Genomic DNA, 11875 nt, shown 5'->3' with positions numbered 1-11875 from the left:
GGGCGCGCCCGCCCCCCGGCCCCCGCCCGCGCGCGCGCCCAACCGCGGGCCCCCCCGGCCCGGTCCCCGCCCCGCCCCCCGCGCGGGGGCGCCCCCACATCTACACCCCGACCCTGCGCCTGCCCTTCGCCGGGCATCCCTGCGTCGGGGTGGGATGGCTGCTCGACGTACCCGAACTGGTCACGCCCGCCGGAGTGGTGGGGGTCCGGCTGGACGGCGAGTTCAGCTGGATCGAGGCGCGGCCCGAATGGGCGCCGCCCCGCACCCTGCGCCGGTACGCGTCGGCGGCCGAGGTGGAGGCCCTCCCCGTCCCGCCACGGGGCGAGTGGATCTACGCCTGGGCCTGGGAGGACGAGTCCGCCGGCCGGGTGCGCGCCCGCGCCTTCCCCGGCCGCGACGACGGCATCGAGGAGGACGAGGCGACCGGGGCGGCGGCCCTCCTGCTGACGGCCCGGCTCGGCCGCGCGCTCAACATCGTCCAGGGCGGGGGCTCCCAGATCCTCACCGCGCCGCAGCCGGAGGGATGGGTGGAGGTCGGCGGCCGGGTGTTCCTGGAGCGCTGACACGACACGACCGGCCCGGCGCGCCGCGGACCCGCCCGGTGACCCGTGGGCGGGTCCGTACGGCTCGGGGGGTCAGGCGCTCAGCCGGAACTCCTCGTCCAGCGCGCCGAACACCGCCGTGTTCAACGCGAACGCCCGCTTGCACTCCGCGATGATCCGCTGCCGCTCCAGGTCGTCCGCGGGGACCGCGTCCAGGAGTTCGCGGTAACCGCGCTTGAACGCGGCCGGGTTGGCGATGTCCTCGAAGACGTAGAAGCGGACCCCGTCGCCCTTCCGGGCGAAGCCCCAGGTGCGCTCGGCCCTGTCACGGATGATCTGGCCGCCGGAGAGGTCGCCGAGGTAGCGGGTGTAGTGGTGGGCGACGTAGCCGCCCGGCCACGCGCGGGCGCATTCCGCGACCCGCGCCGCGTACGTCTCGGTCGCCGGGAGCGCGGTGAGCGTCGAGCGCCAGCCGGCGCCCCGCAGATGCGTCAGGTCCCGCTCCAGCGCGGCACGGCGCAGCAGGCCCGGCTGGATGAAGGGCCCGGCGACCGGGTCGGCGGCCAGGGTCCCGGCGTGCGCCTCCAGGGCCTCGTACACGAACCACAGCTGCTCGGTGTAGCGCGCGTACGCGTCGACCCCGAGCCTGCCGCCGAGCAGGTCACTCATGAACGTCGAGGTCTCCGCCTCCGTGTGCTGCTCGTGGGAGGCGGTGCGGATGAGCGTGGAGAACGGGTCCATGGGACCTCCGGGGCCGAGGGAACGAGAACCACTCGGAGTTTGTATGGTTAGCCTTACCTAAGTCAACGTCGTTGTCGACTCCCTGTCGGCAAGGTTTCCGACAGGCTGTCGGTAAAACCGTACCCCGGATCCGCGTCGACCTCCCTGGTGAGGCCGGCGGCGCCGCGCACACGAAAGCCCGCCCCGTCCGGCAGGACGGGGCGGGCTTCGACGGAGAGGACCCGGCGGCGGAGCCGGGAGCGGGCGGGACTACGGCAGGGTCAGGATCTCCGCGCCGGTGTCCGTCACCACCAGGGTGTGCTCGAACTGGGCCGTCCGCCTGCGGTCCTTCGTCACGACCGTCCAGCCGTCGTCCCACAGGTCGTACTCGTGCGTGCCGAGCGTGAGCATCGGCTCGATGGTGAAGGTCATCCCGGGCTGGATGACGGTCGTGGCGTGCGGGCTGTCGTAGTGCGGAACGATCAGTCCGGAGTGGAACGAGGAGTTGATCCCGTGTCCCGTGAAGTCCCGCACGACCCCGTACCCGAAGCGCTTGGCGTACGACTCGATGACGCGGCCGATGACGTTGATCTGACGGCCGGGCCTGACCGCCTTGATCGCGCGGTCGAGGGACTCCCGGGTCCGCTCGACCAGCAGCCTCGACTCCTCGTCCACGTCGCCGACCAGGTACGTCGCGTTGTTGTCGCCGTGCACCCCGCCGATGTACGCCGTCACGTCGAGGTTGATGATGTCGCCGTCCCGCAGGACCGTGGAGTCGGGGATGCCGTGACAGATCACCTCGTTGAGGGAGGTGCACAGCGACTTGGGGAAACCGCGGTAGCCGAGGGTCGAGGGGTAGGCGCCGTGATCGCACATGTACGCGTGCGCGACGCGGTCCAGCTCGTCCGTGGTGACGCCGGGCGCGATCAGCTTGGCGGCCTCCGCCATCGCCTGCGCGGCGATCCGGCCGGCGATCCGCATCGCCTCGACCGTCTCGGCGTTCTGCACCTCCGGACCGGTGTACGGCGTCGGGGCGGGCTTGCCCACATACTCGGGACGCCTGATGTTTCCCGGGACGGGACGGGTGGGAGAGAGCTCTCCTGGTACGAGCAGCGACTGGCCAGACATGCCAGCGAGTCTAACCAGCGGGCATGGGGGCACTATGTCCGTGGCGAAAGGAGCAGGTCATGGCCCTCTTCAAGAAGCGGACCGTCGGGAAGCCCGGCGAGTGGTACTACTGCCTCGTCCACCAGAAGGTCGAGGAGGGGCCGGACTGCCCCGCCAAGGACCGTTTCGGCCCGTACACCACCCGTGCGGAGGCCGAACACGCCATGGAGACCGCCCAGGAACGCAACCTGGAGTGGGAGACGGACCCCAAGTGGCACGACGCCCAGGACCGGAATCCGGACGACGACTGACCCCAGCCGGGCCCCGGGCGCGGCCCTCCGGCGGGACGGCCGTTCGGGGCGCCGCCCGGGCGCATTGCGCCGGTGACCGCACGGACGGGACGCGACACTCCGGCCGGTCCACGGCGGCATCGGCTACGAGGACGGACTCGACGTCGGCCAGGGCCGAGGGGCACCGCCCCCGTCCGGCGTCCCCAGGGGACGGCCTCGTCCCCGTCCGAGGCCCCTCGCCCCTCTCCCCGTCGCGGCCCCCACCGGGGCGGGCGGCCTCAGGGGTGCGGGTGGGAGGGCACGGCCCGTCCCCGGGCGGAGCGCATCCGTACGGCGTGCTCGTTCGTCCGTACGTCGTACCTCATCAGCCCCGGCAGGCAGAGCCCCAGCAGTCCCACCGCTCCCACGCAGATCACACCCCCGGCCCAGACCGAGGTGCGCACACTCGTCCAGGCGGCCATCCCACCGGCCCGCACCTGCCCCAGCTGGGGTCCGACGGAGTACGACAGCAGCTCGATCCCGGCCAGCCGGCCGCGCAGCTCGTCCGGGATCGTCTGGTCCCACATCGCGCCCCGGAAGATCCCGCTGACCATGTCGAAACTCCCGGCGAGGACGAGGAACAGCAGCACCAGCCCCACGTCGTGGACGGCCCCGGCCCCCACCATGGCCAGCCCCCAGCAGGCCGCCGCGAGGGCCACCATCCGCCCGTGCCGGTGGACGCGGGAGGTCCATCCACTGGTCAGCGTCACCAGCAGCGCCCCGGCGGGCAGCGCCGCGTACATCAGCCCCAGCGACCACTCGGCGTCGAGCTCGTCCGCCAGGAACGGCAGCACGGCGAGCGGCATCGCGAAGAACATCGCCGCCAGGTCGATCGCGTACGTGCCGAGGAGCTCCTTGCGGTTCCACGCGTACCGCGCGCCCTCCGCGATGGACCTCAGCGACGGCCGCGCGGCCTCGTGCGCGGCCGGTGACGCCCCGAGCCCGAGGACCAGGGCCACCGAGACCACGAAGGTCGCCAGGTCCACGGCGTACGCCCAGCCGAGCCCGGCGTAGGCCACCACGACCCCGGCGAGCGCGGGCCCCGCGACCCCGCCGACCGACCAGCGCAGCGAGTTCAGCGAGGCCGCGGCCGGCAGGTGCTCGTGCGCCACGATCCGCGGCACCAGCGAGTCCAGCGCGGGACGCTGCACCGCTCCGAGAGCGGAGGAGAGCGCGGCGACCGCGTACAGCGGCCACACCGCGGGAGTCGGCATCAGCGCGTCGACCAGCAGCCCCGCGCAGAGCAGCCCCTGTCCGGCCTCCGTTCGGACGATCAAATTCCGCTTGTCCAGGGCGTCGGCCAGCGCCCCGCCGTACAGTCCGAACACGATCAGCGGGACGAGTTCCACGGCGCCGATCGCGCCCACGGCGACCGCGGACCCGGTCAGCACCTTCATCTGCACCGGCAGCGCGACAAGGGTCAGCGAACTGCCGAAGTGGGTGATCAGCCCGGACAGCCACAGCCGCCGGAAGTCGGCGGACGCCCGCCAGGGCGCGAGATCGGGGAGCAGCGACCGCGCACGCGGGGCCGGTGCGCCGGGCGAGGCGTGGTCGGCCCGCGTGTCCGGCGAGTCGGGGGAGCGGGGGGAGACGTCGTCACGGGGTGGTACGACCCGGGTCGGCGGGGCCGGGGGCGCGGGGGCTTCTTCGGTCACGTGGGGTCATGCTGAACGGCGTCCTCCCCGGGCGGCAACCGCTTTTCCGCGCGGACGAGGCCGGTACGTGGGCAGGTCCGGGCGGCTCGGCGGAGTGGTGGCGTGCTGGGGCGGTGGGGTGGCGGCGTGCCGGGTCGGCGGGGCGCTGGGGGGGGCGGTGAGGCGCCTACCACCGTGCCGCGGGCGGCGCCGTCAGCTGGTCCGCGAGCCGGGAGAGCCGGTCGCGCAGACGGCGGCGCCCCCGCTGCGAGGGCAGGGTGTTCTCCCCGGCCGCCGCACTGACGAGGTGCTGGACGGTGTCGAGGTCGAGCTCGTGCTCCGGCGGCACGGTCAGGGCCTCGTGCGCCATCGCGCCCAGTTCACGGTCACCGGCGTCGAGCGCGAGCACGGTCGCGCCGGCCCGCCGGGCGTCGTGGACCCGCTCCAGGAGCGGCGCCCCGGGAGCGGACGGCGCCACCACGAGCAGGGTCTCCCCGCGGCGCGCGGCCTCGACGCGGCCGAGACCCACGGCCAGATGGGCCGGGTCCGAGGCCCGCGCCCCGTGCCGCACCAGCGTCGGCGACAGCTCCGGCGTGCCCGACCAGGCGGCCTCGTCCACCAGGTGCGCGGCCAGGTGCCACGGCTCGTACTCCGCCGTGCCCACGAGCAGCAGCCCGCCCCCGTACGACACCACCGAGCCGCGCAGGGCCCCCGCGAACCGCCGGGTGGCCCCCGGCCACTCCGTCCCGGCCAGGACCTCGCGCAGCAACGCGACCCGTACGGCATCCATGCGCACGCATCCTGCCGCAACCGACGACTCGTCAGGCGGAGTTCACCATGAATTCGCCCAAGTGGGGCAGAGCCCGCCCATGACCGAACCGAACACAGTGACCAGCGTCCCCTTCCGCGCGGGGAGCGAGGGCCGGGCGAGTTTCCGGATCCCCGCCCTCGTCGTCACCCACGCGGGCACCCTGCTCGCCTTCTGCGAGGGCCGGACCGACTCCGCCCAGGACCACGGCCGCATCGCCATCGTCCTGAAACGGTCGACGGACGGCGGCCGCACCTGGGGTGCGCCGCAGGCCGTGGCCGAGAACGGGGCCGACCTCGCCGGCAACCCCGCCCCCGTCGTCCTCGACACCGGCCGCGTCCTGCTCGTGCACGTCCGTGCCGCGGCCACCGCCACCGAGGACGCCATCCTGCGGGGCAGGGTGAGCGCCGCCGACGGCCGTCGCGTGTGGGTGCAGTACAGCGACGACGACGGCCTCACCTGGTCCGCGCCGCGGGAGATCACCGCGCAGGTGAAGAGAGCGGGATGGCGGTGGTACGCGACCACGCCGGGGCACGCGATCCAGCTCACCACCGGCCGCGTGGTCGTGCCCGGCAACCACACCCTGCCGCCCGTCGGCACCGACAACGGCACGGAGGCGAGGTACAACAGCGGGCACTGCCTCCTCAGCGACGACCGCGGCGCGAGCTGGTACCTCGGCTACCTCGACGAGAACACCGACGGATACGTCAACGCGAACGAGACCACCGCCGCCGAACTCCCCGACGGTCGCGTCTACTTCAACACCCGCAACGACTCCCCGTCGCCCGGCTGCCGCGCCGACGCGCACTCCGCGGACGGCGGCCGGACCCTGCTGAAACCCTTCCGTCCGCAGGCGGGGCTCGTCACCCCGGTGGTCCAGGGCAGCGTCCTCCAGCTCCGCGATCCCGATCTGCTCCTGTACGCGGGACCCGCCGACCCCGCCGCCCGCGCCCTGATGACGGTCCGCGCCTCCGCCGACGGCGGCACCACCTGGCGGCCCGTGCACACGGTCGACGGACTGCCCGCCGCGTACTGCGATCTGGTCCGCGTCGACGCGGAGACCGTGGGACTCCTCTACGAGACCGGCGACTTCGGCCCGTACGAGACGATCACCTTCCGGCGCGTCCCGGTGACCGCCCTCACCTGAGCCCCCACAGCCCCCGAGCCGCGATCCGCGCACGTAAGGTCGGCCCATGACCTCTACTGACAGCGCACAGAAGGCCCCCGCCAAGGACCCCTGGGACCTTCCCGACGTCTCCGGGCTCGTCGTGGGCGTGCTCGGCGGCACCGGTCCCCAGGGCAAGGGCCTGGCCTACCGGCTCGCCAGGGCGGGCCAGAAGGTGATCATCGGTTCGCGTGCCGCGGAGCGGGCGCGGGCCGCCGCGGAGGAACTGGGGCACGGCGTCGAGGGTGCCGACAACGCCGAGTGCGCCCGCCGCAGCGACCTCGTGATCGTCGCCGTGCCGTGGGACGGGCACGGCAAGACCCTGGAAGCCCTGCGCGAGGAACTGGCGGGCAAGCTCGTCGTCGACTGCGTCAACCCGCTCGGCTTCGACAAGAACGGCGCGTACGCCCTGAAGCCGGAGGAGGGCAGCGCCGCCGAGCAGGCCGCGGCCCTGCTGCCGGACTCGCGGGTCACGGCCGCCTTCCACCACCTCTCCGCGGTGCTCCTCCAGGACCCGGAGATCGAGGAGATCGACACCGACGTGATGGTCCTCGGCGAGGAGCGCGCGGACGTCGAACTGGTGCAGGCGCTCGCCGGCCGCATCCCCGGCATGCGCGGGGTCTTCGCGGGCCGCCTGCGCAACGCCCACCAGGTCGAGTCGCTGGTCGCGAACCTGATCTCGGTGAACCGGCGCTACAAGGCCCACGCGGGCCTGCGGGTGACGGACGTATAAGCGACGGCCGTACGGATGGCGGACGTACGGGTGACGGACGCGTAGACGCGCGGCGGCCGCACGGGCCCGGGTCGGGCGTGGGGCACGGGGCACGGGGCAGGGGGGACACGGACATGAGGGACACGGACATGAGGGACACTGGACGCCGCAGCACCAGCGATCCGTCCGTCTGTCAGGAGCCGTCCCCCATGTCCGCCTCGCCCTCGTCCGACCCGACCCGGCGACTCGCCTTCTACGCCCTCGCGGTCTGTGTCCTCTCCGTCGCCGCGGCCGTGGTCTCCTTCGTCCAGGGCAGCTGGCTGGGGATCGTGTGGGTGCTGCTGGCCGGGCTGTCGTCCAACATGACCTGGTACTACGCGCGGCGCGGCCGGCTGCGCCGCCGGTCCGGTTCCGTCACCGGCTGACGCTGCAGAACTGGTCGACGCCGTCCCAGAAGCGGTAGAGGTTCTGGCCGCAGTAACGGTGCAGGTCGTCGATGCCGAGGCCGCCCAGGATGGAGTAGATCGCGTCGAAGAACACGGTGTTCACCGACGGGATCCACAGCACCGCGAACACGGCGAGCAGGCCGAACGGCGCGAAGGGCTCCACCTGGCGGCGGACGCCGTACGACAGCCAGGGCTCGATCACGCCGTAGCCGTCCAGGCCGGGCACCGGCAGGAAGTTCAGGATGGCGGCCGTGACCTGGAGCAGCGCGAGGAACGCCAGCGCGTACTGGAAGGCGGGCGGCACGCCGTCCAGCGCGTGCAGCCAGAACGGCGCCGTGCACACCACCGCGAACAGCACGTTCGTCAGCGGACCCGCCGCCGAGATCAGGCTGTGCTTCCAGCGGCCCTGGATGCGGTCCCGCTCGATGAAGACCGCGCCGCCGGGCAGACCGATCCCGCCCATGATCACGAAGATCACCGGCAGCACGATGCTCAGCAACGCGTGCGTGTACTTCAGCGGGTTGAGCGTCAGATAGCCCTTCGCGCCGATCGAGATGTCACCGCTGTGCAGCGCCGTGCGCGCGTGCGCGTACTCGTGCAGGCAGAGGGAGACGATCCAGGCCGCGGTCACGAACAGGAAGACGGCCACACCGGGCTGCTCGGCGAACCCGGTCCAGGTCGCCCAGCCCGTCACCGCCATCACGGCCACGATCCCGACGAAGACGGGGCTGATCCTCCGGTCGCTGCGACGGGACGCGGCGGTGGTCATGGGACTCCCTGGACTGGTACGCGTGTGCTGGGCCTGCCCGACCGTACCGGGCCAGGACGGAAAACGTCTCGCGATCGGTCCTCGGTTCCGGAGAGGGTGGGGCCATGGCCGTACGGGACGGCGGCGCCCCGACCGCCGGAACGGGCCGAAGCGGGGTCCTCGCCCGGTGTCCCACCCCGGGCCGGCACCCCGCTCCGGGCCCGGTCCGCCACACCCGACGCCCGCACCTGACGTCACCGGAGACAATGGACCCCGTGCGCTACCGCATCCTCGGAACCACCCAGGCCCTTCGCGCCGACGGCACCGCCGTCCCGGTCGGCGGGGCACGGCTGCGCGCCCTGCTGACCGTGCTCGCGCTGCGGCCGGGCCGGACCGTGCCCGCCGCCCTCCTGGTCGACGAGGTGTGGGGCGACGACCCGCCCGCCGCCGCGCCCGCCGCGCTGCAGGCGCTGGTCGGAAGGCTGCGGCGGGCGCTCGGCGCGGGCGTGGTGGACTCGGTGGACGGGGGCTACCGGCTCGTCGCCGCCGCCGACGACATCGACCTGCACCGTTTCGAGCGGCTCGCGGGCGAGGGGGCCCGGGCGCTCGCCGACGGCGACCCGTCGAAGGCGGCCGTGATCCTCGACGACGCCCTCGCGCTGTGGCACGGGCCGGCTCTGGCCGACCTCCCGGACCGCGCCGCCGAGTCGGCCCGCTGGGAGACCCGCCGCCTCGACGTGCGCCGCGCCCGCCTCGGCGCGGCCCTGGCACTCGGTCACGCCGAACAGTCCCTGCCCGAACTCACCGCCCTGTGCGACCTCCACCCCCTGGACGAGCCCCTGCACGCCCTGCGGCTGCGCGCCCTGCGCGACGCGGGCCGCCCGGCCGAGGCGCTGGCCGCCTACGAGTCGCTGCGCGTGCTGCTGGCCGACCGGCTGGGCTCCGATCCCGGCCCGGAGCTCCGCGCGCTGCACGGAGAACTGCTCCGCCCGGCCGGCCCGGCACGGTCCCCGGGGGCCCCGGCGGCCGAGGTCCGTACCGCGTCCGCACCGCGCACCCCGGCGCCGACCCGGCAGCCCCCCGCGCCCGCCCCGTACCTTCCCGCGGTCCAGGGAGGTCCCCGTGCCCCCGCCGCGTCCGCGCCTCCCGGCAACCTCCGTGCCCGGCTCACCTCGTTCGTCGGACGTCAGGCCGACATCGACACCATCCGGGGCGACCTCGCCTCGGCGCGGCTGGTGACGCTGCTCGGCCCCGGCGGCGCCGGCAAGACCCGGCTGTCGCAGGAGGCGGCGGAGGCCGCCGCCTCCGGGGTCCGGGACGGGGTGTGGCTGGCCGAACTCGCGCCGGTCGACGACCCGAAGGCCGTGCCCGACGCCGTACTCACCGCCGTCGGGGCCCGCGAGACGGTGCTGCGCGGCGCCGGCGCCGAGGAGATGCGGGCCGCCTCCGACCGGCACGACGACCCCCTGCACCGGCTCGCCGAGTACTGCTCCAAGCGCAGCATGCTGCTCATCCTCGACAACTGCGAGCACGTCGTGGACGCCGCGGCGCGACTGGCCGAGGAGCTCCTGGAGCGGTGCCCGGGGCTGACCGTGCTGGCCACCAGCCGTGAACCCCTCGGCGTACCGGGGGAGTTGCTGCGGCCCGTGGAGCCGCTGCCGGAGCCGTTCGCGCTGCGGCTGTTCGCCGACCGCGGGGCCTCCGCCCGGCCGGGCTTCCGGATCGACGCCGACGCCGGGACCGCCGAGGCCGCCGCGGAGATCTGCCGCCGGCTGGACGGCCTGCCGCTCGCCATCGAACTCGCCGCCGCCCGGCTGCGGATGCTCACCCCGCGGCAGATCGCCGACCGGCTCGACGACCGGTTCCGGCTGCTGACCTCGGGCAGCCGTACGGTGCTGCCGCGCCAGCAGACCCTGCGGGCCGTCGTCGACTGGTCCTGGGACCTGCTCGACGGGGACGAACGGGACGTCCTGCGGCGGCTGTCGGTGTTCGCGGGCGGCTGCGACCTCGCCGCCGCCGAGGCCGTCTGCGGGCCGGTGGCCCTGGAGGCGCTCGGCTCGCTCGTCGACAAGTCCCTCGTCGTCGCCGCCCCCTCCGGCGACGGCGCGATGCGCTACCGGCTCCTGGAGACGGTCGCCGAGTACGCCGGTGAACGGCTCGACGAGTCCGGGCAGCGCTCCGCCGCCGAGCGCCACCACCTCACGTACTACCGGGAACTCGCCCGCACCACCGACCCCCAGCTGCGCGGTACCGGCCAGCGCGCGGCGATCGAGCGGATGGAACGGGAGTCGGAGAACCTCCGGGCCGCCCTCCAGCGTGCCGTCGCCACCGGTGACGAACAGGAGGCGCTCTGCCTCGTCCTCTCGCTGGCCTGGTACTGGCAGATGCGTGACCTGCGCCTGATGGCCCGCCACTGGTCCGCCGAGGTCATGGCCCTCGGCCCCGACCCCTTCGCCGAACCCCTGCGGCCGGTCCCCGCGCTGGCCGAGAGCTGCACGGACGCCCCGCCGCCGATGCGCCCCGAGATGCTCGACGAGGCCCGCCGCGGCCTGCATCTCGTCCATCTCGCCTGTATGGACATGGACATGGGCGCCTGGGAGACCCCCGAGGCCCAGGTGAAACTGCGTGCCATCAGCCGGGCCTACAGCCCGGGCCTGCCGCAGACCTGCCGCAGCCCCGGCAACCTCTGGTTCTACGCCGTGATCATGACGGGGGACATGGACCGGATGCGCGCCGTCATCGACGAGACCGTCCGCACCTGCCGCGAGCTCGGCTACGCGTGGGAGCTCGGCGTCGCCCTCCAGATGCGCGCCAACGTCCTGGCCAACCGGGCCACCTGGGCGGGCGACGCGGTCCGGGACGCGGACGAGGCCCTGGAGATCTTCACCCGGATCGGCGACGCCTGGGGCGCGGCCGAGGCGCTCTCGGCGCGCGGCGAGGCCCATGAACGCCGGGGCGCCTACCAGCTCGCGGCCCGCGACTACGCCCAGGCGATGGAGCACGCCGAGGGGCTCGGCGCGCACGCGCAGACGGCGGTGCTCAGCACCCGGCTCGGCGGCGTCCTCATCGAGTCCGGCGAGAGCGAGCGCGGTGAACGGATGCTGCGGGACGTGCTGGCCCGGGGTGAGGGCACTCTGAACGAGGCCATGCCCGCCTCCCGGCTGTTCCTGTCGATGTGGCTGGCCCGCAGCGGCCGGGTGTCCGAGGCGCGCGAGCAGATGCGGCAGCTGCGCGCGGACTTCGAGGCCGTCACCTTCGTGGTCTTCGACGGCTTCGTGCTGGGCATCGAGGCCTGGCTGGACGCGCTGGAGGGGCTGCACGAGGCGGCCCTGGTGAAGGTGCGCAGGGCGCTGGAGCGGGCGGGCGATCCGCTGTCGCAGCTCATCGCGCCGCACATGACCTCCGCGCATCTGACCACCGCCGCCGTCGCCCTCACGGGCCTGGACGGCGGACGCCGGGTGCGGGACGCGGCCGTGCTGCTCGGCGCGGCCGACCGGCTGCTGCCGCCGGGCCACTTCGTGGGCCCGATGGAGGACGAGGTGCGGGTGCGGGCCGAGGCCGGCGTACGGGCCCTGCTGGACGACGGGACGTACGAGAGCGCGTACGCCGAGGGCGGCGCGCTCTCCCTGGAGGAGGCCGCCGCCCTCGTGTGACGCGAGCCGGG

11 protein-coding genes are annotated in these 11875 nt (G+C 74.2%); 6 read left to right on the top strand and 5 right to left on the bottom strand.

Translation table 11 applies throughout. The annotated features are described in order from the left end of the window. Positions 1–563: PhzF family phenazine biosynthesis protein (locus tag ACFV2J_RS03580; RefSeq protein ID WP_385437170.1), on the top strand; the 563-nt coding region annotated here is incomplete at its 5' end. A 72-nt stretch (positions 564–635) separates the two neighbouring features. On the opposite strand, the gene ACFV2J_RS03575 is transcribed toward ACFV2J_RS03580, so the two are convergent. Continuing rightward, positions 636–1283, bottom strand: coding sequence for a heme oxygenase (biliverdin-producing) (locus ACFV2J_RS03575; protein WP_385098116.1), 648 nt, complete (start codon positions 1281–1283; stop codon positions 636–638). A gap of 249 nt (positions 1284–1532) precedes the next feature. Beyond that, complete coding sequence (gene map / locus ACFV2J_RS03570) at positions 1533–2390, bottom strand: type I methionyl aminopeptidase (protein ID WP_385083551.1); 858 nt, start codon at positions 2388–2390, stop codon at positions 1533–1535. A gap of 59 nt (positions 2391–2449) precedes the next feature. On the opposite strand from map, the gene ACFV2J_RS03565 reads away from it, so the two are divergent. Beyond that, a complete protein-coding gene (locus tag ACFV2J_RS03565; protein WP_385083550.1) occupies positions 2450–2680 on the top strand; it encodes a hypothetical protein in 231 nt (76 codons plus the stop codon). Between the two features lie 257 nt (positions 2681–2937). Here the strand turns inward: ACFV2J_RS03565 and ACFV2J_RS03560 are convergent, their stop codons facing one another. Together ACFV2J_RS03560 and ACFV2J_RS03555 are read right to left on the bottom strand one after the other, a co-directional pair. Further along, positions 2938–4209: an MFS transporter gene (locus tag ACFV2J_RS03560; RefSeq protein WP_385083564.1), complete on the bottom strand. Its 1272-nt coding sequence runs from the start codon at positions 4207–4209 to the stop codon at positions 2938–2940. A 310-nt stretch (positions 4210–4519) separates the two neighbouring features. After that, entirely contained in the window at positions 4520–5122 is a 603-nt protein-coding gene (locus ACFV2J_RS03555; RefSeq protein ID WP_385083549.1) for a hypothetical protein, read from the bottom strand. Positions 5123–5201: 79 nt separating this feature from the next. Between ACFV2J_RS03555 and ACFV2J_RS03550 the strand changes: the two genes are divergently transcribed. The 3 genes from ACFV2J_RS03550 (at position 5202) to ACFV2J_RS03540 (ending at position 7442) form a co-directional block, all read left to right on the top strand. Beyond that, positions 5202–6287 (top strand): exo-alpha-sialidase, encoded by a 1086-nt coding sequence (locus ACFV2J_RS03550; protein ID WP_385083548.1) that lies wholly within the window; start codon positions 5202–5204, stop codon positions 6285–6287. A gap of 46 nt (positions 6288–6333) precedes the next feature. Next, positions 6334–7038: an NADPH-dependent F420 reductase gene (npdG, locus tag ACFV2J_RS03545; RefSeq protein WP_385083547.1), complete on the top strand. Its 705-nt coding sequence runs from the start codon at positions 6334–6336 to the stop codon at positions 7036–7038. A 188-nt stretch (positions 7039–7226) separates the two neighbouring features. Continuing rightward, entirely contained in the window at positions 7227–7442 is a 216-nt protein-coding gene (locus tag ACFV2J_RS03540; protein ID WP_385083563.1) for a hypothetical protein, read from the top strand. Here ACFV2J_RS03540 and ACFV2J_RS03535 read toward each other — a convergent pair. Further along, the gene (locus ACFV2J_RS03535; protein WP_385083546.1) at positions 7432–8232 is read right to left on the bottom strand and encodes a site-2 protease family protein; all 801 of its coding nucleotides are present in this window, start codon (positions 8230–8232) and stop codon (positions 7432–7434) included. The two genes, ACFV2J_RS03540 and ACFV2J_RS03535, sit on opposite strands and share 11 nt — an antisense overlap. Before the next feature lie 245 nt (positions 8233–8477). Between ACFV2J_RS03535 and ACFV2J_RS03530 the strand changes: the two genes are divergently transcribed. After that, a complete protein-coding gene (locus tag ACFV2J_RS03530) occupies positions 8478–11864 on the top strand; it encodes a BTAD domain-containing putative transcriptional regulator (RefSeq protein ID WP_385083545.1) in 3387 nt (1128 codons plus the stop codon). The last annotated feature ends 11 nt before the right edge of the window (positions 11865–11875 follow it).

The organism is Streptomyces sp. NPDC059668 (assembly GCF_042734135.1).
Lineage (GTDB): Bacteria > Actinomycetota > Actinomycetes > Streptomycetales > Streptomycetaceae > Streptomyces.
Note: the sequence above shows the minus strand (reverse complement) of the source record. Positions and strands in the feature narration are given on the sequence as shown.

Bases quoted from the DNA above. Each gene is read 5' to 3' on its own strand.
- ACFV2J_RS03565 (WP_385083550.1), top strand. From the start codon at position 2,450: ATGGCCCTCTTCAAGAAGCGGACCGTCGGGAAGCCCGGCGAGTGGTAC.
- ACFV2J_RS03550 (WP_385083548.1), top strand. From the start codon at position 5,202: ATGACCGAACCGAACACAGTGACCAGCGTCCCCTTCCGCGCGGGGAGC.
- map (WP_385083551.1), bottom strand. From the start codon at position 2,390: ATGTCTGGCCAGTCGCTGCTCGTACCAGGAGAGCTCTCTCCCACCCGT.
- ACFV2J_RS03555 (WP_385083549.1), bottom strand. From the start codon at position 5,122: ATGGATGCCGTACGGGTCGCGTTGCTGCGCGAGGTCCTGGCCGGGACG.
- ACFV2J_RS03575 (WP_385098116.1), bottom strand. From the start codon at position 1,283: ATGGACCCGTTCTCCACGCTCATCCGCACCGCCTCCCACGAGCAGCAC.
- ACFV2J_RS03535 (WP_385083546.1), bottom strand. From the start codon at position 8,232: ATGACCACCGCCGCGTCCCGTCGCAGCGACCGGAGGATCAGCCCCGTC.
- npdG (WP_385083547.1), top strand. From the start codon at position 6,334: ATGACCTCTACTGACAGCGCACAGAAGGCCCCCGCCAAGGACCCCTGG.
- ACFV2J_RS03540 (WP_385083563.1), top strand. From the start codon at position 7,227: ATGTCCGCCTCGCCCTCGTCCGACCCGACCCGGCGACTCGCCTTCTAC.
- ACFV2J_RS03530 (WP_385083545.1), top strand. From the start codon at position 8,478: ATGGACCCCGTGCGCTACCGCATCCTCGGAACCACCCAGGCCCTTCGC.